This window comes from Streptosporangium pseudovulgare (genome assembly GCF_014648055.1).
Classification (GTDB): domain Bacteria; phylum Actinomycetota; class Actinomycetes; order Streptosporangiales; family Streptosporangiaceae; genus Streptosporangium; species Streptosporangium pseudovulgare.
On sequence record NZ_BMQJ01000033.1, the window covers coordinates 1 to 22,304 of the forward strand.

Here is a 22,304-nt window from a genome sequence, read left to right on the forward strand (position 1 = left end):
CTCGGCGTGCTGGACGGCAAGTCGGTGTTCGGATCGATGAACCGGACCGGCCTGGCCGGTTCGGCGTTCGAGATCGATGACCGCTTCACCGCCTACGACGCAGAGGCCATCGCCTCCATCCGTGGATGCGGACGGGATAACCACCGGGCAGCCCGAGCGGGCCCGGCAGGCTGGTCCGCACTTCGCGCCCGGTGACGAGGTCCGCCGGCAGCAGCGCGGTGACGTGGCCCGTCACGGCGTTCGACTCGGATCGGGCCGCAGCGCGCTGACGCCGGAGCAGCGGGCCGACCTCGCGGACCGGTGCCCCGTCCAGCCAGACCAGCGCCTCGTCGGAGGCGTCGCCGGGAGTATGCGGGTGCCAGTGGTGACCCAGGACCTGAAGACGTCCCCCGCGGGCCGAACGGAGTGATTCCCGCAGCGAGGCGGCGAGCAGCGCCACGTTCCCCACGCCGCAGAAGACCGGCAGTCCGAGCTTTCTGAGCAGTGGGTTCACCGCGTCGGGAAAGCAGGCGTTGAGGAAGAGGGGAGGGGGCCCAGGGCGGCGATCGCCGAGGCCGCTTCGACGGCGACGGCCGCCTGGAGGGGGAGGGTGAGCCCGAAACCCGCTCTGTTCATCAGCGCGGTCCACGCCGAGGGCGAGCGGGTCCTCTCCCAGGGGGACTGGTAGGAGGCGCAGTTCAGGACGATCCGCGGACGGGCCCGCCGCAGGATCGGGGAGATGGATCCGGCTGAGTACCGGTCCACCGACAGGGCGCGGAACGGTACCGGGGTGCCGCTCGACGCCGCCCGGACGTCCGCGACGTAACACACCTCCGCTGAGCTCGACGGCGTCGTCGACACGACGGTCACGACGCATTCCGCGGCGCAGACGGCCGCCGGGGAGTAACAGATCGAGCGGGCCAGCGAGCCGCTGCCCAGGATCACGACGCCGCGCCCGGCCATCACATCACCTTCCGACTGTGTCGCGGCGGAGATCACGGGGTGCTCCGCTCCCGGTAGCTCATGACGACGCCGGCGCCCAGGAGTCCGGGCACGGTCAGAACCGCCAGGGCCGTCCCGTACCCGCCGGTGCTCTGGACGAGGTATCCGACCAGCGCGGGGCCGAGGGCGGAGCCGGCGCCGAGTGCGGTGAACAGCAGGCCGAGCAGCCTGCCGAGGCGTGCCAGGCCGAACTGGTCGCCCAGCACGACGGGGAGGAGGGCGCTGTAGCCGCCGTACATGGCGCCGTGGATGATCGCGAAGGCCAGCAGTCCCCCGTAACCCCGCGCGGTCGCCCATACCAGCAGGCCCAGGCCGATCCCCGCGTGACAGGCTTTGAAGAGGGTGAGCGATCCGAACCGGCCGGCGAGGACGGTGATCACCAGGCGGCCCGCGATGCTGCTGATGCCGATGGCGGAGATCAGGGCCGCGGCGGCCAGGGCGCCGATGCCCAGGCGCTGCGCCGAGGGGGCGAGGTGCGCGAACGGAACGTAGTTGGCCATGCAGACGAGCAGCGACGCCACGTAGAGGGTACGGAATCCACGGGCGGGTGGCCGTTGCGCGGCGATGGGGGAGTCCGGCGCCTGCGGCGGCCGGCCGATGAGGGCGGTGGCCAGCAGCAGCAGCGCGGCTCCCCCGACGGCGTAGTACTCATAGGCGTGCCGCCAGCCGAAATGGCTCACCATCCAGGCCGACAGCGGTGAGCTGACGACCGTCCCGATCCCCACGCCGGTGACCACGCTGCCGGTGGCGACCGCCCGGTGACGGTCGAACCAGCGGCCGGTGGCGGTGAGCACCGGAACGTACACGCATCCGACTCCCAGCCCGATGCCGAGCCCGTAGGCCAGGTACGCCTGCCACAGCGCGTCCGAGATCGCGGTGAGATGCAGGCCGAGTCCCAGGCAGACGGTGCCGGTGAGCAGCATCGCGCGGGGACCGACCCTGTCCGCGACGGGGCCGGTGACGGCGCTCAGGCCGAACCCCAGCAGGGTCGTGATCGAGAAGACCACGGACGCCGCGCCGTCACCGGCGCGGAAGGCCTGGGCCATGGGCCCGAAGAACTGCCCGTAGCTGTACGCCAGCCCGTAGACGACGGATGCGGCGAGCGTCGCGCCCGCCGCCGCCAGCCACGCGCGGCGCGAGTCTCGCGCGCCACCGCCGGGCGCGTGCACGGGCGCCGGCGGACACTCGGCCCCGATTGCGGCGGGTGATGTTTCGGGGAACGACATGGTCACTCACCTGCGCTTTCTGAAACGCTGCGGGGACGGCCGGGGTGGTGGGCACGCCCCGTCACATCCGGCGGGAGCGGATGTGCTCCGGCACCGGCAGCCCGTCGGGCACCCGCGCCTCGGGCCGGGGGACGCCGAAGGACGTGCGTACCGGCAGCAGACCGGCCCACTTGTCCGGATCGACCCGGTCGCCGTGATCGCTGGGCGGCGCGTCTCGGATCTTCACCGGCGCCTCGGCCAGGTCGAGGGCCATGACGGCGACCCGGGCCAGCACCTTCCGGTCCGGTTCGTGCCCGTAGTCCCACGTGCCCGGCGCGAGATGCTCGGCCACGACCCGCATGCCGTGCCGCTTCTTCTCCTCCTCGCGCAGGAGCCGCCCGGTTCCGTGGACGACGGCCGAGCGGTAGTTCACCGAGTTGTGGTAGACCGAGCGCGCGTAGACGATGGCGTCGAGATGGGTCACCGTCACGCATATCGGTGTCCCGGCGGCGAGGACGCGCGCGCTACGGGAGCCGGCCGATGCGTGCAGGTACAGCGTGTCGCCCTCGCGGCCGTACACGCTGGGCAGCACGACGGGTCCGCCGTCGGCGATGAACCCCAGGTGGCAGACGAGCCCGGCGTCCAGCACGTCGTACAGGGCCTGGCGGTCGGTCGCGGCGCGCTCGTGGTAGCGGCGTACGGTGCTGCGTGCCGTGGGGGAGAGGGGGTCATGCCCGGTACCGCTCATATCGGTCTTCTCTCTGTTCCGCCGGGTGCTCACAGCACGGCCTTGGCGACGTCTTCGGCCGAGTGGACCTCGGTGACCTGGGACCGTTCCGGCATCCGGTCCGGTTCGGCGACGTACATGCCGGAGCCGTGCAGTACCACGCCGTCGAAGCCGCGGACCAGGCCCGGGGCCAGGCTGTCGCGGGTGAGCGCGGCCAGCAACGCGACGGCCGCGCCGCCGCCTCCGATGATTCCCAGCTTCATGTCGCCCTCTTCGTGCGCGGAGGTACGGCCGACGGCGGAGTTCCGGGCGGCACTGAGCGGCAGTGCGGCCACGGTTTCCTGCGGGATGCGCCGCGCCTCTAGCGCCGCGTGGTCTCCCGCTGCTGGGTGACGAACAGGCTGGTGTGATCACCGCCGGACCAGTCCGGTGACAGGAGACACGGGCGGGGGTCGTGCACCGCCCACCGGGTCGGCTCGCCGCGTACGATCTCGCCGGTGTGGCTGCTGGGCAGCGGGTTCGCGGTATAGGGCATGGTGGAATCGGCCGCGCTGTACACGTTGAGCAGCAGCAGCGGCCGACCGAGGTCCGACTCGTTCTTGGCCGAGCAGTGCAGGGGTCCGGCAGTTGTGAACGGTCACTGACCCGGCCGGCCCGGGGAGATAGACCGTGCGGTCGGCGGGCAGTGCGGCGGCGTCGGAATCGTTCAGCGCCCTCGTCCAGACGCCGTCGGAGTCGTAGAGGTCGTAGAGTTCGCCTTCATGGCTGCCTGGAATCACGCCGAGCGGCGCCTGGTCCGGGGAACAGCCGTACAGATAGGTGCCGAAGGTCAGCGAACTGTGGTTGGTGTGTGTCCAGAACTGCACATCCTGGTGCCATTTCACTTCGACGCCGCCGCGGGCCCATTTGAAATTCAGTTTGGAATGATGGAATTTCACGTTCGGGCCCACCAGGTCGGCCGCGATGTCGGCGAGCGCCGAGTCGCGCGCGAAGCGCCAGTAGTCCGGGTGCTGGTCGACCGGGCTGGTCACGTGCCGTAGCCGAGGAGTTTCGGCGGAGTGTCCCGGCTCGATGCCGAACACCGTGTCGGAGCGGTCGATCGTTCGGCTGTGCTCGACCATCTCGTCGGTCGTCGCCCGGAGCCGGGTGAGCCATTCGCTGGAGATCACCTCCTCCAGGAGCGGATAGCCGTTGCTGAAGTAGAACTCCCGCTGCTCTTCCGTCAGGACCTTAGGAGTGATGCGGCGAACCTCGTCGACCAGCATGTACGTTCTCCTCGACCAGGCGCGGACCCAGGGCGTGTGCATGTCTTCGTACAATATGTCCTTACATATGGACAAAATATTGTCCATATGAGTCTTTGTCCAGCGAGGTGGTCGAACTTCGCCGCGGGCGCGGCCGGTCCGAGGAGGGTTCTCGGCAGGTGACGGGCGCAACCGAACCCCGCGGGCTTGCGGCCGCGGGGCCCTGTGCGGCCTCCGGCCAGGCCCGGGCGACGGACCCCGAAGCGGGGCGTCCACACAGGTCCAGGCCGTATCGGAGCCGTCCCGCGGAACGTGCGGGGCGTCGGAGAGATTCTGCGAAGGCCGCCTGCGCGGATGGCTCACGAAACGCCCGCGGTGCTGATATCGCAGAACCGACTATTTTCGAGAGCACCGACAATATTCACCATTACGGCAAGCCATTTCAGGGTTCATCGCACGAACCCGGGCACGGAGGGCCGGGAGCGGGCCCAGCCGAGGTACGGCCAGAACCGGCCATGAGCCGATCTTGAATCTGTGCGTGGGACCGTCGTTGACCTGCCGCTGGAGAGCGCCATGAGTGAGGGGAGGTCATCCAGGACACTGCTGCGTAATCTCGGAAGCTGTTTATCCCCGTGAGCGAGCCGAAGCGGGAAAGAAGATCTTCGCGTGTTCTATCTCGCGAACGGTGATCGTTCGGCTCCAGTATGGCGCATTCTGTGGTGTTCGGGGGCTGCTGGGAGGGCTGTGCCCCGATGGCGTCGATCGACAACACCGCCTATCCGCGGTTCAAGCGGACCATCTCCGAGCGGGAGCTACGCGAGGCGTACTCGCCGAGCCTGGGGGAGATGGACTGGGTGCGTGAGATGACCGACACCGACGAGAACCGGCCGTCGCTGATGGTCTGGCTGAAGAGCTCGGCCCCCCGGTTTCGACGGTGCTGAGCTCCTCATACACCAGCGCGGCGACCGCCCCCAGGGCGTGCAGAGTGGGATGGAGGGCATCAATGGGACCGGCCGGCCAGCGGATCCACCGTGCTTCGGAACGGTATGACTCCGGAACGCGGAGCCCGTAGCGGTCAGCCCGGCGGCCCGACGCCGCCTCCACGAGATCGATCAACGGATCGTCTTCCTCACGGAGCCGACGCAGATGCCGGGAGACGACGGTGTGGTCCAGGCCCGTCATCTCCGATGGCGAGCGGCAGCCGGATACCGGGGTCACCGAGCCGTCCATCCGGGCCGCCGCAGCGATGGCCCGCAGCAGCAGGCGAATCGACGCGGCGGCCCGGCCCCAGCCCCGGACGCGCTCAGTGTCGCGCTCGGCGAGCCACGCACAGGTCCGCCACCGCCGGATCTGCTGCCAGTGGTCCAACACCCGGCTGTCGGCTTCCTCCCACGTGGCGGTACGGATCGACCGGAGACCGGCATCACGAAGATCCGGTGAGGGGACGGTTGCCGAAGAACGGAAAGCCGAACTGTTCGAATCTACATAGTAAAGGGCCCTGCTCAGAGAATTTCTCTGATGCTCCACACCAAACCCAGCCCCTGGAGGGGAGAAGGGGGTGTGGAAGGTCTACCCACGCTTGTGTTGCAGTCGCGGGCATGCCTGCTCCAGGCCACGCCGGTGACGGCTTTTTGCCGGTCGGCCGCCAGGCGTGTCATTCGATAGCTCAGGTGGCGGCTTTCCAGGAGCACGGCAGTCCGGTCCAGGGGCCCTGGCGCATCTGCGCGACGGCCTCGCCGTAGGTCCATCCCGCGGCGGCGATGGAGTTGAGCAGGCCGAGTCGAGCCTCCGAAGCCGATGGTCGTGCCGCGGGCCCGCCAGTCGCCGGTGCGGGTCAGGTCCTCCGGCGCGGCAGGCAGAGGACGGCGGCCGCCGGGCCGTTCGGGCGGCGCAGGATGGCCTCGGCGTCGTCGATGGAGATGGTCAGGCGCATGAAACCGTCCCGGCTGCACAGGCAGAAGGCCGAGCGGCCAGGGAACGCGCGAAGGAACCGATGGGTCGGCTGGGCTCTGGCGTCCCTGGGACTTCGGAGCCTCAGACCCCGCGCCGCGGGAACACACGTCGCCGTAATCGATGAGGTAGCAGCCGGCGAAGAACAACAGCCGTTCCGCGTCGGCGCGGGGGATATCATCCAGGCTGATCGTCAAGCATCCGTTGATCGGCGACCCTGAGCCGATCGCGCTTGAACATGCGGGAGGACGCGGCCACGGTGGCTGATCGCAGCAGAGGGCGTCCGGGCTGGTTGCACGTTGGTCCGCTGGAGTCCCGCCTGGTACGCCACTGGAACCCCGACACCTTTCCTCCAGCGGGAAGCCCTTCTCGCGGTCTTGACGTTGTCGGCTCTGCCTCAGGCGTTCGCGGCCCGGTTGGCGGTCCATTTGAGCGGGGGCATTGTCATCGGCCCGGGATCGGTGCCGGACCTGCCGGGCTTTGAAGGGCTGCGCGGTGTTCCGCTGCCGGTCCAGGCTGGATCATGGGAGCGTACTGCGGGGGTCTATGACCCGTTGCAGAGGCGGATCGGCATCGGTAGTGCTCCCTCACCCTCCATATCGGTTTGCGGTCACGAGCTGGGCCATGCGGTCGATCACATGGAGAACAGGCCGTCTCAAGCGCAGTGGTGGAGCCGGTTGCATGCCCGTAGGTGTGTTCAGCTGCCGCCGCCCTACCGTCAGGACGTGGGGGAGTTGTTCGCCGAGTCCTTCGCCTGCGTCCTGACCCGGCGAGTGAGCCGGCTGATCGCGTTGATCGGTGACGAACCTGAGGCTGAGGGTATCTACCACTGGATGGCCGGCCGCTACGGAATCGGCTGAGGTGCCCTTCTTGGTTTTTGCGGCGGCTGGGCGACTATGCTGAAGCGGGATCGACGCCGGAAAGGACACGGCCATGCAGGTGACCATACTGCCGGGTGGTATGCTCCGCGTCCCCGTAGCGATCACGTTGAGCAATGGCGTCACGTGTGATGGCACCCGGGACATCACCAGCGACGACCCCGAATACCTCCTCTGGCTGCCGCTGGCGCGCACAGAGGAGGAACAACTTCACTCAGAGGCTACGGAACGCGTCGCTGACCAGGAGATCCTCGCCCGGTGGCGCACTCGTCAGAGTGCCTGATTCATTCCTTTCCGGGCGTCGGCGCCGCTGGTGAGCGCACCAAGGGTTCAGTTCTTGGCATGGGCGAAGCCCCAACCGGCCTGTGGCGCTGGTGGGTGCAGCAGCGGCCTCCGACGCTCTGGTCCGGGCCGGTGCGGAGCGCCGGGGCAGGCTAAAGGAAAGCGTGAACCATTTCGGCGAACGTGTCCGGGGTGACGATCTCCACGCCCAAATTTTCGGCCTTGGTCTTCTTCGAGCCTGCCTTTTCTCCTGCGACCAGCAGTGATGTCTTCGCCGAGACGCCGGATGAGGCCTTGCCTCCGGCGCGTTCGATCAGCTCGTTGACCTGGTTGCGGCTCAGAGCCGCCAGCGGGCCGGTCATTGCCCCGGTGACCACCACGGATCTGCCTGTCAGTGGCAGCGCGACAGCCTGGTCCTCACCGTCGGCGGCGGTCATCGCGGTGATGCCGGGCTCGATCATGGTGACGCCGGCCTTGATGAGCTTGTCGATCAGCGGGGCGAGCTCGACCAGTTCGGCGATCACCACTGGCGCCTTCTCGGGGCCGATGCCCTCCACAGCCTGAAGCTCCTCGGTGGTTGCGGCGCGGATGGCGTCCATGCTGCCGAAGTGTCGGGCGATCCGGCGGCTCATGGACCGGCCGGTCCCGCGGACGCCCAGCGCGCAGAACACGCGGTTCAGCGGCCGGGTTTTGGCTGCCTCGATCGCGGCCAGCAGGTTGTCGGTGCTGGTGGCGCCCATGCGTTCCAGGGGGAGGATCTGCTCGCGGGTGAGAGTGAACAGGTCGGCGAAGTCGGCGATGAGCCCGGCGTTCAGCATCTGGACGATGCGGGATTCGGCCAGGCCTTCGATGTCGAGCTGGTCGCGGCCGGCCGCGTAGACGATGGAGGCCAGCGCGCGGCAGGCGCGGCCCTGTACGCACCGCCACCGCTCCTGGCTGGTGTCGATGGCACCTGCGCAGTTCGGGCACACCTGCGGGAAGGCGATCGGCTGCTCCTCCCCGGTGCGCAGGTGCGCCACGGGCGCCTCCACGCGGGGAATCACGTCGCCGGCCTTGTAGACGACCACGCTGTCTCCTAGCAGCAGGCCGCGACGGGTGATGTCGGCGACGTTGTGGAGCGTGGCGTAGGTGACGACGGATCCGTTCAGCTCGACCGGCTCCAGTACCGCGCGCGGGGCGATGACGCCGGTGCGGCCGGTGTTCCACTCCACGCCGACCAGTTTGGTGATCTTCTCGACGGCCGGAAGCTTGTAGGCGATCGCCCAGCGCGGTGCCCGGCTGCTGAACCCGGCCTGCTTTTGATCGGCGGCCAGGTCGGCTCTGATGACGATCCCGTCGATGCCGAACGGCAGTTCGGCGCGGAGCCCGGAGATCTGTTCCACGCGGGCCTGGATTTCCTCGATGTCGGCGGCGACGATGCCGGTGACCGGTGTGGTGGCGGTGGTGGCCACGCCGAGGTCGGCGACCAGGTCCATGATCTTGCTGTGTGGCAGCTCACGCAGTCGCTGCGCGAGTTCGGAGACATCGTCGGGTGGCAGTGGCAGCGCGCCGTAGCCGAAGAACGTCAGCTCACAGACATACGGGCGGTCCTGGGCTCGCAAGGTGCCGGCGGCGGCGCTGCGCGGGTTGGCGAACGCGGTGCCGTCGTGCGCGGTGCGCTTGGCGGACGCCGCCTCGAACTGCTCGGCTGTCATCATGACCTCGCCGCGGATCTCGATCGTGACCGGCTCGGTGAGCCGGTCGGGCAGTCCGACGATCGTCCCGATCGCATGGCTGACGTCCTCGCCGGCGGTGCCGTCGCCGCGGGTGACGAGCTGGGTCAGGCGGCCGCTCCGGTAACGGGCGGAGATGGCCAGGCCGTCAAGTTTGGGCTCCACTCCCCATGCCACGACGGGGCGGCCCAGGCGCCGCTCCAGTCCGGCGACCCACCGCATGAGGTCCTCGGATGAGAAGACGTTGTCCAGGCTGAGCATCGGCACGGTGTGTGGGACGTCGCCGGTCACGGCGCCGCCGGCGACCTTGCCCGTGGGGGACTCGGGCAGTATCTGGTCGGGATGCGTGGCTTCGTAGGCCTCAATGCCGCGTACCAACCGGTCGTAGGCGTCGTCGTCGAGCGGGGAGGCGCCGGGCCCGTAGTAGGCGGCCGAGGCGTCGACGGCCAGCTGTACGGCTGCGGCGTAGGTGGCCTGGTCGGCGAGGGCGGTGAGGGGTGGGGCGTCGTTCATGGATGCATCCTGTCGGGCGGGGCCGACATTCTCCGATCTGCAAACGGGAAGTGAGCTGGGGGAGCTGTCGGTTCCTGTGATGGGCGGGCCGAGGGTATGGGCGGCCAAGACACGGTGGCGGCCGTCATCGTCAAGAGAGCGGCCGGTGGCCGGGCGACCGTCCTTGCCTGAGGCGCGCGGGCGGCGCGCCGCCCGCGGGCGTCACTTCCGCGGCAGACATCGCCGATGCGGCGGAGGCGGAGTGCGCGGTCCCGCCCGGATCCGCTTCCGCGCCGGTCGGCCCGGTGTGGCCGGTAGGTTACCATGATCATCTCGCCGTGATGGCGATTCCCGGTCTTTCCGTGCCGCGGTCCACACCCCATCGGCTGCGCCCGGAAATGGCGTGCGGGAAGGGGCCGGCAGGAGCGGCGCCGGGTAACCGCCCTGCCGGCCCTCACCGTGCGTGATAGGCCCAGGTGCGGCGGACCGAACGGCAGCAGCGCCACAGGCGCCCCCCGCGCAGTCGCCACCCGCTATGAGAAGCTCGCCGTCCGCTACCAAGCGACCGTCCTCATCGCAGCCATCAACGAGTGGTTGTGACTTCGCCGTCTCACCTACGCGAGGTGGTGACAAGCGGTTCCCGCAGGAGTTCAACGACGAGATCGGGCTGTCCTGCGAACGGGGAGTGGCCCGTGCGCCACTCGCGTACGTCGGTGCAGCGCGAGGCCATCTTCCGTTGCAGGCCCGGGTCGATGGCGTGGTCCTGTCCGCAGACGACGGCGGTACGATGCGAACACCGAACCGGGCAGCTGGCCGTACCAGCAGCACCAGCGGGCAGGACTTCTCCGTCAGGGGGCGTGGCCGTACCGCGCCCACCAGCGGTTTTCCACGTACCTCACGTTGATGGAGAACCCGATCATGACCTCTGCCGTCCCTCGTGCTTTCCACTGCGAGCACACCCGCGCCAAGAGCAGGGTGTACGCCCTCGTTGAGCGCTCCGGTCAGCCCGCGACCCTGCATGCCGTACTGACCTGCACCGATCCCGCCGTTGCTCAGCACGCCGCCTACCTTCTCTCCTCGGTGCTGGAGAACGGCCTGGGCACCGCCGCCCGCGCCGAGTCGGAGCGGATCGCAGCGACGCGCCCGCCGCCTCCTTCCGCCGTACGCTGGCCGATGTCGTGAACGGGACCTGGGCCGACGCTCCTGAACTGGCCGCCACGTGGGAGGCCCTGCGGCGGGGCCGTGGCGACTCGGCCGGCCTCGGTGGTGACCTTGAGAGCCGCACGCCGGGCGACGCCCGCCTCGACGCCTTCCCCGGGCCGGTCGTACGCACGATCAGCTTGCTGGAGGTGCACGTCCACGACCCGGCTCGCCTTCTCGCGGCGGCCACCGCGATGGGGTGGAGGCCGTTCGACGCCGAGGACCTCGACGAGGATGACAGTCAGGACGTCGTCGGGGCCGTCATGCACTTCGTCAACGGCCCGGAGTTCCTGCCCGGCGCCGACCGGTTGACGGACGTCATGCAGGCGCGGCTGCTGCGCGTCGATAGGGGCGATGAGGTGAGCGAATGGAGCGCGGTGCCTGTGACGGCGAGGTTCGACACGGGAACGAGGTCCGCCCCCGACGACTGAGCCGGCCGTTGGCTGCGACGATGGGGCGGGTGAAGCGTGTGGAGGCCGCGGGGGTGGCGGTGGAGTTGGCCGAGGTGGAGCAGGCCCGGCAGAGCGTGGAGGAGGAATTGGAGCGGGCCGGCGTGGAGGGCGGACCTCTCGGGGTTGCCGAGGCGGACGAATTGGTAGGGAAGGCCACCCGGTTGGGCCGGCACTTGGCGATGTTGGGGCCGGACTTCCCCCCGGATGTCGTGGTGGATCGGTCGGGGGAGAGGCCGGTGGTGCGCTCACCTGTGGCGGAGGTGCTCCGCGGAGTGTCACCTAGGACCTGTTTTGTGGATCACTGAACGGTGAATGGCGCGACCCGCGTCTTGGACCTCGCTGGGTCCTCGCGCTGCGCGCATCACGCTCGGACCGTGTCTGTTTGGGGCTTTGCCCCGAACCCCAGGTGAGGGGCCTGCCGGTCCCTCACACTCCCCGGTCACCGGCCGATTCGCCTCGTTGACGGCAGGCCGACTCCGTCGAGAAGCGGTGGGAGTACGAGGACGGCTCGCCCGTCAAGCCCATGCCCGTCCAGTAGGTGACTGCGGTGTCCGCCGCCCTGCGCCCACCCCGCGCCGGCGGCGGCCCGTCAACCGTCACGGTCGTGCAGCTGCGCGGTGGCCGGTGTACGCGCTCGGCTACGACGTCGCCTTAAGATCTCCTAGCTTCTGCGGTTCGGAGCTGGCGCCGGCAGAACACCGCGGCCCGGCGAGTTCGGGCGCCGGGCCGCGGTGAGCGCCAGCCGATTCGACCTTGTCGCACCGTAGCGTTAAGGGCCGGCCAACGTTATTCGGTGAACCCCGTCCATGAGACGGCTTGGTCGAATCGTCGGGCGGTGAGGTCATCGACACGCATCAGGAAGCGGCCGAAATAGACCTCGTCACCGGGGTCGAATTGGATGAGGGGAATCCACTCCCGCATGACCCGCTGCAACTCCTCCTCCACCAGGAAATTCTCCCGCTCCCTATCGATGACCACGTCGCTGAGCTTCTGCCGGGCTTCGAAATTCTCCTCCGCGATCGTCAGCTCGGGGTCGTCGTACAGGTGGCCTCTGGAAATCCCGCCGGTGTTCCACGAGTAACCGCCGAACTGGAAGGTGGCGGAGTTCCCGGCCGGCCACAGCCGGTCAACCAAAGCGCAGAGCTCTCGGCGGTGTGGCAGGTCGCGCGCCACCTGCTTCTGGAAAGAAGACAGGTTCGCCTCCTCCTCGTTCAGCCACTCAGGGAGGTCCGCATGGACGACGGCGAAAAGGTCTTGCTCCGGGCCAATGAACTCGCGCTGTGAGGCGAAGGGGTACCGGGGGTGGTCCGCAGGGGCCGCCGCCACGGTGTCCGTGCCGGCCGGAACGTGGACGATACGCGCGTACTGCTGCTCCTCGCCGCGATCGAAGGTGTCGTAGGCCTCTTCGTGATGAAGAAAAACAAGCAGCGAGCCGTCCGGCGGTAACGCAAGCCCGTCGACCCGCGGAAGTGCGGCGCAGTCGAAGGACGCGACGAACGGCAGCGGGTCCCGCGAGTCGGTCGGCCATGGCATGCCTATCGGGAGCCGGGGCAACCCGCCGGTCCGGCCGACCAGCAGGTCGGCGGGCTGCCCAGGTGGGAGGCCCCGGGGATGCGCCACGATTTCGCCGTTGTAGCGCTCGTTCGCCCAGATGGTGAAGCGGAGGAGTCCTGCGAACTTTTCTGCCTCGTCCTCGGGGATGCCTTGTTCGATCGCCGCGCGACGGAACTGACCGTAGTAGTTCACGGCCGACATATTGCCAGATGTGGATCTGCGGCTAGGAACTCCTAAGTCTTTGTGGTTCGGAGGCGGCGTCGGCAGATGAGGGCGCAGCCGAATTTGAGTAGGGCTTCGTGGATGTCGCCGTGGATCTCCCATCGGATGCGCAGGCGACGGAACCAGTGCAGCAGCGCGAAAGGAGGCCATTCCGCACTATCGTTGCGGCATGAACACCCCCGCGGCGGAAGTCGGCATCGACGACGATCTCGTTGATCGCCTGATCCGCGTGCAGCATCCGGATCTGGTGGGCCCGCTCACCCCCGTTGCCAACGGCTGGGACAACGTCATCTACCGCCTGGGGGCGGACCTGTCCGTACGGCTGCCGCGTCGCCAGGTTGCCGTCGAACTCATCGTCAACGAGCAACGCTGGCTGCCGGTCCTGGCCGACCATGTCGAGGTCGCGCTGCCCGTACCCGTCAGGGCCGGCGTGCCCGGCGAGGGCTACCCGTGGCCGTGGACGATCGCGCCCTGGTTCGAAGGCCGCACGGCCGCCGACGTGCCGCCGTCCGACCGCTCCGGCGTCGCCGTCCCGCTGGCCGACTTCATGACGGGCCTCCACCGGCCCGCACCGCCTGACGCCCCGCGTAATCCCTCCCGCGGCGTCCCGCTCGCCGCCCGCGACGAAGCGGTACGGCAACGCCTGCAGTCCATTCCCCGATCAGCTGATCTTCTCCCCCTCTGGGAGAAGCTGGCCGCACTCCCGCCCTGGCAGGGACCCGCGCTCTGGCTCCACGGCGACCCGCACCCGGGAAACCTCCTGCTCGATGGGGAAGGGCTGGCGGCTGTCCTGGACTTCGGTGACCTCACCAGCGGCGATCCCGCCACCGATCTCGCCGCCGGGTGGCTGGTGTTCGACGAGAACGCGCGCGAGGTCTTCCGATCACGCGTGGACGCCGACGAGGTGACCTGGGAGCGCGCACGGGGCTGGGCCCTCGCCATGGGCACTGCTCTGGCCGCCCACTCGGCCGATGACCCCGGCATGGCGGCCATCGGCGATCACGTCCTCGACCAGGTGCTTCTCACCTAGAGGTGTGACGCAGCGCCCGGTAGAGCACGGGGTGACGGCGTGGCTCAGCTGCCGGCCTTAGAGCAGGGGCACGCCAGATCTCGGCCGCTCCGACCGGTCAGCCCCGCCAGAGCGACGCGCCCGGGGCGTGGCCCGGAGGACGGGGTCCTCCTCGTCGGCCCCTGCGACGCCTGGACTCTGGCGGTGCAGATCCAGTGGATGGACGTCACAGAAGAACCTCGGTTGTCGGAGCTCTCGCGCGACGGCGGCAGGGCCATCGCGATCGGCTGGCACGGTGATGGCGCGCACCGCGTGGAGTACGCGATCGACGGCCGGCTCACCGGCAGGGAACTCGACGAGGGGTGGCTGAAGGCGCCCCACGATGGAGGTCGAGCGTCACACACAGGCCGGGATCGACCGGGCCGCGACGTGGTTGAGGGCGCGTGCGCGTGCCGTACCCGACATGTCTGTCGTCATCATGACCCGTCGGTCGCGTGCAGGACGAAAGCCAGCACATCGGCGAGCAGTGCCTGCTCCTGGTCGCTGGTCGTGCCGGCACCGTGGCCGCCGTGCTCCTCGACGCGCAGCAGCACCGGCCGGCCGGAGGCCGTGGCCGCCTGCAGGCGGGCGGCCAGCTTCGCCGGCTGCCACGGCGGCACCCGCGCGTCGCGCAGGCCGGTGGTCAGCAGCACCGCCGGGTACGGCACGCCGTCCCGAACCCGCAGGTAGGCGTCGATGATCAGCAGGGCACGCAGGCCCTCCTCGGTGGTGACGCTGCCGAACTCGGGCACGTTGACCGGCCCGCTGTCGGTGAACTCGTTGCGGGTGGCGTTCACCGTCGGCATGTGCATCGCCATGGCCGCCCACAGATCGGGGCGGCGCACGAGCGCGCCGCCGGTGGGGATGCCGCCGCTGCTGGCGCCCTCGGCGGCCAGCCGGCCCGGGCGGGTGTAGCCGAGGGCGATGAGGTGCTCGGCGCAGTCGATGAAGTCCGTGATGGTGGTCTCCTTGCGCTCGCCGCGCCCGGCCTCGTGCCATTCTCGGCCGTAGGTGCCGCCGCCGCGCAGGTGCGCGACGGCGTAGACGCCGCCACGCTCGTACCAGGCGAGCATCTCGGGACGGAACTCCGGCAGGTCGATGAACCCGTGGGAGCCGTAGCCGGTGAGCACGGCCGGGTTGTCGCCGTCCAGCTCCAGGTCCTTGTGGTGGATGACCGTGAGCGGGATCGGCGTCCCGTCCTGCGCGGGCGCGTACAGGGTGCGGGCGTGCACGTCGCCGAAGTCCACCGGTGAGCGGGGCGCCAGCCCGGTGTCTTGGAGGGACCGGCCGTCGTAGCGGTAGAGCCGTGGCGCGTCGGTCCAGCCGGCCACCAGCAGCAGGGCCTCGGGCCGCTCGGGGTGGGTGGTCCACTCCAGGATGGCGCCGTCCACCGGCATCGGGAGGTCGGCGGGCTCGCCGCCGGACAGGGGCACGTGCCGCATCCGGCTGACGCCGCCGTCGAGATCGCGCACCAGCAGCCGGTCGCCCACCACCCGCACCGTCTCCACCGCCCGTTCACCCGCGGGCACGATGACCCGGGCTCGGGACAGGTCGGGTGCGGCGAGCGGAACGGCCAGCACGCGGGAGCGCGGCGCGTCCCGGTGGGAGACCAGGTAGAGGGTGTCGTGGCTGGTGGTGAAGGCGGTCACGCCGTCGGCTGCGCCCGCGGCCTTCCGCCACGGGCAGGTGGCCGGGTCGGCCAGCCCGGTCCGTGGCGCCACGTACAGCGTGCAGTCGCTCAGCTGCTCGCTGGTCCAGGGCCAAGGGCTGAGCGCGCCGTGGGAGATGATCGCCAGCATCCACTCGCCGTGCGGCGGCACCACCAGGAACGGCCGGTCGCGCGGGGTCAGCTCGATGTGGGGGTTGAGTCCGCGCGCCAGCACCACCGCATCCTGCGCCGGGTCGGCGCCCAGGTGATGCAGGAAGGAGCGGCTGTCCAAGCGGTGCTGCTCTGCGTAGCGGTGATAGACGAACGACCGGCTGTCCTCCAGCCAGCTCAGGAAGGCGAAACGCGTCGTGGGTGGGATCGTCTCCCGGAGGGTTCCGGAGTCGGCGTCGATCACGTGGAGAGAGCTGTCCTCCGACCCGGAGGCGGAGACGGCGCAGGCGACGTGGCGGCCGTCGGGGGAGGGGACGTACCAGTCGATGGCGTGGTGCCCGTCGCCGGGCACCGTGCCGGGGTCGAACAGGACTCTGCTCGCTCCGCCGGCCTCGGTCACCGTCAGCACCGGCACGCGGGCGTCCGGCTCGCGTACCAGGGCGAAGAGTCTGTCGGCTGCCATCGCGAGGCCGAAGTACCGCGTGAGCGCACCGCCCAGTTCGCGGATCCGGGTCAGCAGGCCGGAGCGGTGCGGCAGGGCGTCCAGGTGCTCGCGGGCGTGCCTGGCCTGGCCGTCCAGCCAGTGGTGGAACTCCTCGCCTTCGGTTTCCATCCACCGGTAGGGGTCTTCGAGTGTGATGCCGTGGAGGGTCTCGCGCACGACGTCCACCCGGGCGATCGGGGGTTCGGTGATGTCGCTCATACGCACATGATCATATGCCGGAGATCCAGCGGCTTGTCGGACATTGGATCACGCGCCCCTCCGCCAGGCTCGCCTGACGGCCATGCCGAGCAAGCAACAGTCACGGCCTCTGACCAGCCCTATCAACCCTTTCCGGCGTACTTGATCTGCCCCCTTCCGGTGCCGCCGGTCGGCGCGGATCTCACTGGATCGGGACGGGAAGGCGGCCAGCAGGTCGTCAGGTGGCTGCGTCGTCAGGTGGCTGCGGAGGGGACGTCACACTCGCCATCCTCTTAACAAACGGCTGTCGGCGGTTGTTGAAGGCCCGGGAGGAACAAGTCCGCGAGATCCGGCGGTAAGGGCCCTCGTTGGGCGCATAGGGCTTGCCACTGGCCGGCCGGGATCGGCCGCTGCACTGGGTGATCAGCCAGACCAGCCATATCCGCCCGGTCTTTCCCCGGTACGACGGGGACCCCACCTCGACATCGAGGGTGTGCCCGACCCGGACACGTCCCCTGGATCGACCCGACCCGTACGGCCTGACGAACGGCCCGGTGTCAGTGGCTTCACCGCTCAGAAATCCTCCGCCACGTCGTCAGTTCTGGTAGCCCCTCGCCACCCGCGGAAGGATTGACGACCATGACCGACACCAGACTGCTAGGCGACGACGAGGCCGCGTTCATCGCGGCGGCCCGCTCGAATGACGCAGCACAGTTCGCGCTCATCACGGAGCGCCACCGGCGTGAGCTGCAGGTGCACTGCTACCGGATGCTCGCGAACTACGAGGACGCCCAGGACATGACGCAGGAGACGTTCCTGCGGGTGTGGAACAAGCGGGAGTCGTTCAAGGGCCACGCCGCGCTGCGGACCTGGCTGTACCGGATCGCGACGAACGCCTGCCTCGACTTCCTGGAGAAGCGCAACGACCGCACACCCGTGCCTGCCGAGCTGCCGGGCGCGGGCTCGGAGGTGCGCTACCTGCAGCCCTACCCGGACCGGATGCTCCCGGAGGACCCGCAGGAATCGGTGGTGGCACGGGAGACGATCGAGCTGGCGTTCATCGTCGCCGTCCAGCACCTGCCGCCGCGGCAGCGGGCGGTGTTCATCTTGCGCGACGTCCTCGGCTGGCCGGCGTCGAAGGCCGCCAACGCCCTCGAGCTGACCGTCGCATCGGTGACCAGCGCACTGCAGCGGGCGCGCGTGACGATGCGCGAGCAGTTGCCCGACCGCCGCCTCGACTGGCGGAGCCCTGCCCCGCACGAGCTGTCGGATGACGAGCGCGGCGTCGTGAAGTCGTATATGGACGCCCATGAGCGCAACGACCTCGACGGGCTGGTGTCCCTGCTGCGCGACGACCTGCGCTTCGCGATGCTGCCCGAACCGGGCACCTTGATCATGACGGCCAAGGACGCGGTGGACGGCTGGGTCTCCAATGGGCTCTTCCAGCGCGGCTACGACGACTGGCGCTGCATCGCCACGACGGTCAACCGCATGCCTGCCGCCGTGCTGTACCTCCGCACTCCCGACGACCCGGAGTACCGGCTATTCACCATCGCGGTCCTGCACATCGTCGACGGGAAGATCGCCGAGCTCACCGGATTCGACGCCACCGACAAACCATGGCTGGGCCTGCCCGCGACGCTGTGATCAGACAAGTCCCCATCGTCGACAAGTCCAGCGCCACGGGCCGGCGTCACCGTCGTCCTCATCTTCAGCGAGTCGGTCGACAGCTCACTCGGAACGCAAGGAAGGGCCGGGAAAAGGTTCCCTCATCGCCGAGGGTCACGGTGAGCACGCCAGGAAGGATTTCGGCCTGGCCTTACGGGCCGAGCATTCGGCCCGTGCTCATCGCCTCGTCTCGTATCGGGTCAGCACCACGCCGCCGGGAAATGTCCGCGTCTCGACCAGGTTCAGGTTCACCCAGCTGTCCAGCGCGGTGAAGAACGGCGTGCCGCCGCCCACCAGGACCGGCACGGTCACCAGCGCGTACTCGTCGATCAGCCCGGCCCGCATGGCCGCCCCGGCGAGCGTCGCGCCGCCGATGTCCATCGGGCCGCCGTCCTCGGCCCTGAGCCGGGCGATCTCGGCGACCGCGTCGCCGGTGACCAGGCGGGTGTTCCAGTCGACCTTGTCGATCGTCGATGAGAACACCACCTTCGGCATGTCCCGCCAGAGGCGCGCGAACTCGATCTCCGCCGGGGTGGCGTCGGGCTGCTGGTCGCCGGTCGGCCAGTGGGAGCTCATCGCTTCCCACAGCTTGCGCCCGTACAGCGACAGATCACTCGCCCGCATCTGGTCGTACCACCACTGGAACAGCTCGGCGCTCGGCGATGAGTCCGGCCCCTCCCCACCACCCCAGCCGATGTCGTCGCCGATCGCGGCGATGTAGCCGTCCAGGGTCACGTTCATGCCGAAGATCAGTTTCCGCATCGTGCCAGCCTCTCGTGAGTCGATCTCACACGTACAGACGGGCGCGGCGCGGAAACCTAATCGGTAACCTAATCGGTGCGCGATCTGCTCCGCAGGTAGTCCTCGCGTTCCGGACTCAGTACGGCGGGTCACGAAGGCCGGTGCGTCTCCTTGTGCGGTCAGCGCCAGGTCATGACCAGCCGGGTGTGCCGCTTGCGGAAGACCCGGCCGACCGCCGGGACAGGCGCAAGGGCATCGGCGGGGTAGAGGGTGAACGCCGGGGCGGGGTGGGTGCGCCAGTCGCGGTCCCACACCTGGACATGATCATGAAGGGTGTGGGCGAGTTCAGCGGCGGCGTGACGTCTATGTGGTCGACGACGACGCCTGGTACCACTCGGCGGTGATCAGCGCGCGGCAAGGGATTGTGTCCCGGATTTCCAGTGCTGTCGTCCGATCGCCCCCCCAACGCCCACGAGGCCCTGTTCGACCCCGTAAACGAAACCCGGCCTGCCGTCAACGAAGCTGCTATCAGGTACACGTGATCGCATTGAGCCTGGCCAGCAGCTTCCGTCGCTGAGCGGAAGACCCGACGGAACGACAGTGTCGTCCGATGTCGCCATGCTCACCACCAGGTCTGACGCGATCGCGTGTACCTGGTGACACGAGTCTTGACGGCACCCCGGAGCCCACCGGTAGGTGTATCGACGTGAAACGCCCCGAACGGGTCCGCGGTGTCCTCATCACCCCGGCCGGACGCCTGCTGACCATCAAACGCCTCCGTCCCGGAGCGGCGCCGTACTGGGTGCTGCCCGGCGGCGGCGTCGAGGATGGTGATGCGACCCTGGAGGCGGCGCTGCACCGGGAGATCCACGAGGAGCTCGCCGGCGCCGCCACCATCTGCTCCTTGATCCACGTCATCGAGGGGGACGACCGCCAGTACGTCTTCCTGGCCCGCCTCCACACCTGGAATCCGGCCCGCCGCAGCGGCCCGGAGTTCGCCGACCCGGCCCGCGGCGACTACGTGGTCGAGGAGGTGCCGCTCACCGCGGCGGGTCTGGCCGGGATCGACCTCGTGCCGGCCTCCGTCGCCCGCCTGCTGGCCGAACACGCCGACACGCTGTTCGCGCTACCTGACCTGAGATCGGCGCGGCCTCCGGCGTGACCCGGCCGGTCCCGGCGACCGGGCCTTCGCACCGGCGCCGGCCGCGCTGATGGCCGAATGGGATCGGTGCCGGCGGGTGCGGCCATTATTGAGGGTTGTCACGCGACAGGCCCTCGGCGCCGTCGAGGTGTTCCACGGCTGCAAGCCGCGGCAACTGAAGCGCAACACACGAAAGGGGCCGATCGGTGCGCCGCCGACCGGCTCCCTTTTCCTTTCCCTGCTCCCTACCGCAGGGACATGAAGGCTCCCTTCGACCCCTGCGACCCGAACAGCCCGACCACCCGCGGCGTCGACGCGGCCGGGATGTCGAGCACCGGCGTCCGCGTCACCTGGCCCCGGGGAGGACCGGATTTCGGCGCTACACAGGCGATCTTGACGACGATTCGGTGACGAGGGCTGTTCGCCCTGGGCCGTGTCTTCAAGGTGATCCGGGTTGTGCGGGATCGTCTTCGGATGATCCGCCGCCACGAGCTGACAGGCCAGGAATGGGAGAAGCTTCGCGAGCTTCTCCCACCCGGCCGTATGGGACGCCCCCGCGAAGACGACCGGCGCGTCCTCAACGGCATCGTGTGGAAGATCCGCACCGGCACCGCCTGGCGTGACGTCCCTGAGCGGTACGGCACCCGGCAGAGTCTCCACACCCGGTTCCGCCGCTGGGCGCTGGATGACGCCTTCACCCGCATGCCGCAGCGTCCGCAGGCCGACGCCGACGCCCGCGCCGGCATCGACTGGCTGGTCGCGGTGCAGTGGGACGGACGCCTGGACTTGCTGAACGAGCCGAGGCGGCGCTATACGCAGGTCTTCTTCTCGGGGGCGCAGAACTTGACCTCCGGGTAGCCGGCCGACGGCTTGTTCAGCAAGGGCTGCGGCTTCTTCCGCAGGTGCTGGTCGAAGAAGGCCGCGACATACCTGCGGGTGATGGCCATCGCACGGGCGCCGGCAATGCTGGCGCCGTCCTCGATGCCGATCTGGTCCATCAGCACACCGAGGTCGGTGAAGGACGTGTGCGCGGCCCCGGTCACGAGCAGCCAGCGCTTCCAGCCGTGCAGCCCCGCCCAGACACCCTCCCAGTTGGCGCCGCCGAGCTGGCCCGGCGTGTACGTGGCGGGTTTGCCCAGCAGCAGGAACGGTCGGGACAGCCCGGCCTCGGGAAGCGCGCTCTCCACGATGCCGTCCACGTCGATGCCGGCACGCAACCGGGGGTCGGCGGCCATGGCGGCGAGCGTGCTCGCGCCGCCGACGGACTGGCCGGACATGGCGATCCTGGAGGTGTCGATCAGTCGCGCGTCCTTCCACTTCGGGTGCGCGCCGGTCAGCTCGTCGAGCACGAAGGAGACGTCGGCGGCCCGGCCCTTCTCCAGCCTCTCCCACACGGTCGGGTCCTTCTTCATCTCGCACGTGACGCAGGTTGTGACCCTCCCGTCGGGGAAGGTCTGGGCGACGTTCTCGTAGGTGTGGTCGATGGCGGCCACCACGTATCCCCGGCTCGCCAGTTCCTCGCCCAGGGCCGTGAGCTCGGACCTGGGCTTGCTGTGCCCAGGGGACAGCACGACGAGGGGCAGGCTGTGCGCGACTCCTGCGGGACGAGCATCGGTGAAGGCGTTGGTGCGCACCTTGCTCAGCGTGTCGGCCGGGATGTCGGTGATGTCCCCGTCCTTGAGCAGCAGTTCGGACTCCTTGGGGGTCATGTACCGCGCCCGCTGGCGGCCCGGCGCCTTGGCCGGATACCACAGCGAGACCATGAGCTCGCGGGCCTTGACGCTGGGCACCCAGGGGTCGGGGCGCGAGGTGTCCTTGAGGTACAGGGACGTGGTGCCGATCGGTCGCGAGCCGGTGGGCGCGGGCAGGTGAAGCTCGGCGGCAGCACGACCAGCGGAGGCGGAGGCGGACCCGGTCTGGCCGAGGCCGGTGGCGGCCATGACGGCGACGAGCCCGGCGACAGCGGCCAGCCGGCCTCGCCGCCAAGGCCTGCGCAGTTCACGCTTGGTCTGGGTCTGATCGTGGATCAACTGACTCATGCCGACGTACTATATCCCACGTATATACACTCAGTATCTAAAAGCTTGGGCCTGCTGGGAGCCGCGTGGTGGTTCATGTGGCCGGCGGCGGTCTCCCCGCCCGCGCCGCCCCGGTCCGGCGCCGGAACCTCGGCAACGTCCTCATACAGCAGCAGGCCGACTACGACCTTGCCCGGCCGCCACAGCTGCTCCGCGGCAGACGGGGCGATGACCGGCATCACCGACATCAAGCGGCGCGACGCCGAGCGTCCGGGGCACGTCCGTCCA

At 69.4% G+C, this 22,304-nt stretch carries 19 protein-coding genes and 2 pseudogenes; 9 read left to right on the forward strand and 12 right to left on the reverse strand.

Annotation, left to right across the window (positions count from 1 at the left end; genetic code table 11):
- Positions 1-111 (forward strand): annotated as a pseudogene (locus tag IEZ10_RS40595) (Cgl0159 family (beta/alpha)8-fold protein); the annotation flags it as partial.
- Positions 112-489: 378 nt separating this feature from the next.
- On the opposite strand, the gene IEZ10_RS36465 reads toward IEZ10_RS40595, so the two are convergent.
- The 5 genes from IEZ10_RS36465 to IEZ10_RS36485 all read right to left on the reverse strand — a co-directional run bounded on the left by IEZ10_RS36465 (position 490) and on the right by IEZ10_RS36485 (position 4,178).
- Positions 490-942 (reverse strand): hypothetical protein, encoded by a 453-nt coding sequence (locus IEZ10_RS36465; protein ID WP_189251077.1) that lies wholly within the window; start codon positions 940-942, stop codon positions 490-492.
- Positions 943-974: 32 nt separating this feature from the next.
- Complete coding sequence (locus tag IEZ10_RS36470; RefSeq protein WP_189251078.1) at positions 975-2,150, reverse strand: MFS transporter; 1,176 nt, start codon at positions 2,148-2,150, stop codon at positions 975-977.
- Positions 2,151-2,268: 118 nt separating this feature from the next.
- Entirely contained in the window at positions 2,269-2,934 is a 666-nt protein-coding gene (locus tag IEZ10_RS36475) for a pyridoxamine 5'-phosphate oxidase family protein (RefSeq protein WP_189251079.1), read from the reverse strand.
- Positions 2,935-2,963: 29 nt separating this feature from the next.
- Positions 2,964-3,176 (reverse strand): hypothetical protein, encoded by a 213-nt coding sequence (locus tag IEZ10_RS36480; RefSeq protein WP_189251080.1) that lies wholly within the window; start codon positions 3,174-3,176, stop codon positions 2,964-2,966.
- A 147-nt stretch (positions 3,177-3,323) separates the two neighbouring features.
- Entirely contained in the window at positions 3,324-4,178 is an 855-nt protein-coding gene (locus IEZ10_RS36485; RefSeq protein WP_229812021.1) for a phytanoyl-CoA dioxygenase family protein, read from the reverse strand.
- A gap of 731 nt (positions 4,179-4,909) precedes the next feature.
- On the opposite strand from IEZ10_RS36485, the gene IEZ10_RS36490 reads away from it, so the two are divergent.
- Both IEZ10_RS36490 and IEZ10_RS40165 read left to right on the forward strand, forming a co-directional pair.
- Positions 4,910-5,098, forward strand: a complete 189-nt coding sequence (locus IEZ10_RS36490) for a hypothetical protein (RefSeq protein ID WP_189251081.1) — start codon at positions 4,910-4,912, stop codon at positions 5,096-5,098.
- Positions 5,099-6,832: 1,734 nt separating this feature from the next.
- On the forward strand, positions 6,833-6,967 hold the full coding sequence (locus tag IEZ10_RS40165) for a hypothetical protein (RefSeq protein WP_268246416.1): 135 nt from the start codon (positions 6,833-6,835) through the stop codon (positions 6,965-6,967).
- Between the two features lie 452 nt (positions 6,968-7,419).
- Here IEZ10_RS40165 and ligA read toward each other — a convergent pair whose 3' ends face one another.
- A complete protein-coding gene (ligA, locus tag IEZ10_RS36500; RefSeq protein ID WP_189251083.1) occupies positions 7,420-9,492 on the reverse strand; it encodes an NAD-dependent DNA ligase LigA in 2,073 nt (690 codons plus the stop codon).
- 897 nt (positions 9,493-10,389) lie between these two features.
- On the opposite strand from ligA, the gene IEZ10_RS36505 reads away from it, so the two are divergent.
- Together IEZ10_RS36505 and IEZ10_RS36510 are read left to right on the forward strand one after the other, a co-directional pair.
- Positions 10,390-10,653, forward strand: a complete 264-nt coding sequence (locus IEZ10_RS36505) for a hypothetical protein (protein ID WP_189251084.1) — start codon at positions 10,390-10,392, stop codon at positions 10,651-10,653.
- Entirely contained in the window at positions 10,650-11,102 is a 453-nt protein-coding gene (locus tag IEZ10_RS36510) for a hypothetical protein (RefSeq protein WP_189251085.1), read from the forward strand. The genes IEZ10_RS36505 and IEZ10_RS36510 overlap by 4 nt, the downstream gene beginning before the upstream one ends.
- Before the next feature lie 807 nt (positions 11,103-11,909).
- Here the strand turns inward: IEZ10_RS36510 and IEZ10_RS36515 are convergent.
- Together IEZ10_RS36515 and IEZ10_RS39615 are read right to left on the reverse strand one after the other, a co-directional pair.
- Positions 11,910-12,869: a DUF1963 domain-containing protein gene (locus IEZ10_RS36515; protein WP_189251086.1), complete on the reverse strand. Its 960-nt coding sequence runs from the start codon at positions 12,867-12,869 to the stop codon at positions 11,910-11,912.
- A 41-nt stretch (positions 12,870-12,910) separates the two neighbouring features.
- Positions 12,911-13,030, reverse strand: a pseudogene (locus IEZ10_RS39615) (IS5/IS1182 family transposase); the annotation flags it as partial.
- 38 nt (positions 13,031-13,068) lie between these two features.
- Here IEZ10_RS39615 and IEZ10_RS36520 point away from each other — a divergent pair.
- Positions 13,069-13,929 carry an aminoglycoside phosphotransferase family protein gene (locus tag IEZ10_RS36520; protein WP_189251087.1) on the forward strand — a complete coding sequence of 287 codons (861 nt, stop codon included), beginning with the start codon at positions 13,069-13,071 and terminating at the stop codon, positions 13,927-13,929.
- Between the two features lie 455 nt (positions 13,930-14,384).
- Here IEZ10_RS36520 and IEZ10_RS36525 read toward each other — a convergent pair whose 3' ends face one another.
- On the reverse strand, positions 14,385-16,469 hold the full coding sequence (locus tag IEZ10_RS36525) for a prolyl oligopeptidase family serine peptidase (protein WP_189251088.1): 2,085 nt from the start codon (positions 16,467-16,469) through the stop codon (positions 14,385-14,387).
- A gap of 618 nt (positions 16,470-17,087) precedes the next feature.
- Here IEZ10_RS36525 and IEZ10_RS36530 point away from each other — a divergent pair.
- Positions 17,088-18,095, forward strand: a complete 1,008-nt coding sequence (locus IEZ10_RS36530) for an RNA polymerase subunit sigma-70 (protein ID WP_189251089.1) — start codon at positions 17,088-17,090, stop codon at positions 18,093-18,095.
- A 198-nt stretch (positions 18,096-18,293) separates the two neighbouring features.
- Here the strand turns inward: IEZ10_RS36530 and IEZ10_RS36535 are convergent, their stop codons facing one another.
- Both IEZ10_RS36535 and IEZ10_RS40170 read right to left on the reverse strand, forming a co-directional pair.
- Positions 18,294-18,878: a dihydrofolate reductase family protein gene (locus tag IEZ10_RS36535; protein ID WP_189251090.1), complete on the reverse strand. Its 585-nt coding sequence runs from the start codon at positions 18,876-18,878 to the stop codon at positions 18,294-18,296.
- Between the two features lie 158 nt (positions 18,879-19,036).
- Positions 19,037-19,171 carry a hypothetical protein gene (locus IEZ10_RS40170; protein ID WP_268246417.1) on the reverse strand — a complete coding sequence of 45 codons (135 nt, stop codon included), beginning with the start codon at positions 19,169-19,171 and terminating at the stop codon, positions 19,037-19,039.
- A 392-nt stretch (positions 19,172-19,563) separates the two neighbouring features.
- Here IEZ10_RS40170 and IEZ10_RS36540 point away from each other — a divergent pair, with 392 nt between their 5' ends.
- Together IEZ10_RS36540 and IEZ10_RS36545 are read left to right on the forward strand one after the other, a co-directional pair.
- Complete coding sequence (locus IEZ10_RS36540; protein WP_229812022.1) at positions 19,564-20,019, forward strand: NUDIX hydrolase; 456 nt, start codon at positions 19,564-19,566, stop codon at positions 20,017-20,019.
- A gap of 453 nt (positions 20,020-20,472) precedes the next feature.
- Positions 20,473-20,856, forward strand: coding sequence for a transposase (locus tag IEZ10_RS36545; RefSeq protein WP_189251092.1), 384 nt, complete (start codon positions 20,473-20,475; stop codon positions 20,854-20,856).
- Here the strand turns inward: IEZ10_RS36545 and IEZ10_RS36550 are convergent.
- The gene (locus IEZ10_RS36550; protein WP_189251093.1) at positions 20,808-22,037 is read right to left on the reverse strand and encodes an alpha/beta hydrolase family protein; all 1,230 of its coding nucleotides are present in this window, start codon (positions 22,035-22,037) and stop codon (positions 20,808-20,810) included. The two genes, IEZ10_RS36545 and IEZ10_RS36550, sit on opposite strands and share 49 nt — an antisense overlap.
- Positions 22,038-22,304 lie beyond the last annotated feature (267 nt).

Coding starts and splice junctions, on each gene's coding strand:
- IEZ10_RS36465 (WP_189251077.1), bottom strand. CDS start 942: ATGGCCGGGCGCGGCGTCGTGATCCTGGGCAGCGGCTCGCTGGCCCGC.
- IEZ10_RS36475 (WP_189251079.1), bottom strand. CDS start 2,934: ATGAGCGGTACCGGGCATGACCCCCTCTCCCCCACGGCACGCAGCACC.
- IEZ10_RS36480 (WP_189251080.1), bottom strand. CDS start 3,176: ATGAAGCTGGGAATCATCGGAGGCGGCGGCGCGGCCGTCGCGTTGCTG.
- IEZ10_RS36485 (WP_229812021.1), bottom strand. CDS start 4,178: ATGCTGGTCGACGAGGTTCGCCGCATCACTCCTAAGGTCCTGACGGAA.
- IEZ10_RS36490 (WP_189251081.1), top strand. CDS start 4,910: ATGGCGTCGATCGACAACACCGCCTATCCGCGGTTCAAGCGGACCATC.
- ligA (WP_189251083.1), bottom strand. CDS start 9,492: ATGAACGACGCCCCACCCCTCACCGCCCTCGCCGACCAGGCCACCTAC.
- IEZ10_RS36505 (WP_189251084.1), top strand. CDS start 10,390: ATGACCTCTGCCGTCCCTCGTGCTTTCCACTGCGAGCACACCCGCGCC.
- IEZ10_RS36520 (WP_189251087.1), top strand. CDS start 13,069: ATGAACACCCCCGCGGCGGAAGTCGGCATCGACGACGATCTCGTTGAT.
- IEZ10_RS36525 (WP_189251088.1), bottom strand. CDS start 16,469: ATGAGCGACATCACCGAACCCCCGATCGCCCGGGTGGACGTCGTGCGC.
- IEZ10_RS36530 (WP_189251089.1), top strand. CDS start 17,088: ATGACCGACACCAGACTGCTAGGCGACGACGAGGCCGCGTTCATCGCG.
- IEZ10_RS36535 (WP_189251090.1), bottom strand. CDS start 18,878: ATGCGGAAACTGATCTTCGGCATGAACGTGACCCTGGACGGCTACATC.
- IEZ10_RS36545 (WP_189251092.1), top strand. CDS start 20,473: ATGATCCGCCGCCACGAGCTGACAGGCCAGGAATGGGAGAAGCTTCGC.
- IEZ10_RS36550 (WP_189251093.1), bottom strand. CDS start 22,037: ATGAGTCAGTTGATCCACGATCAGACCCAGACCAAGCGTGAACTGCGC.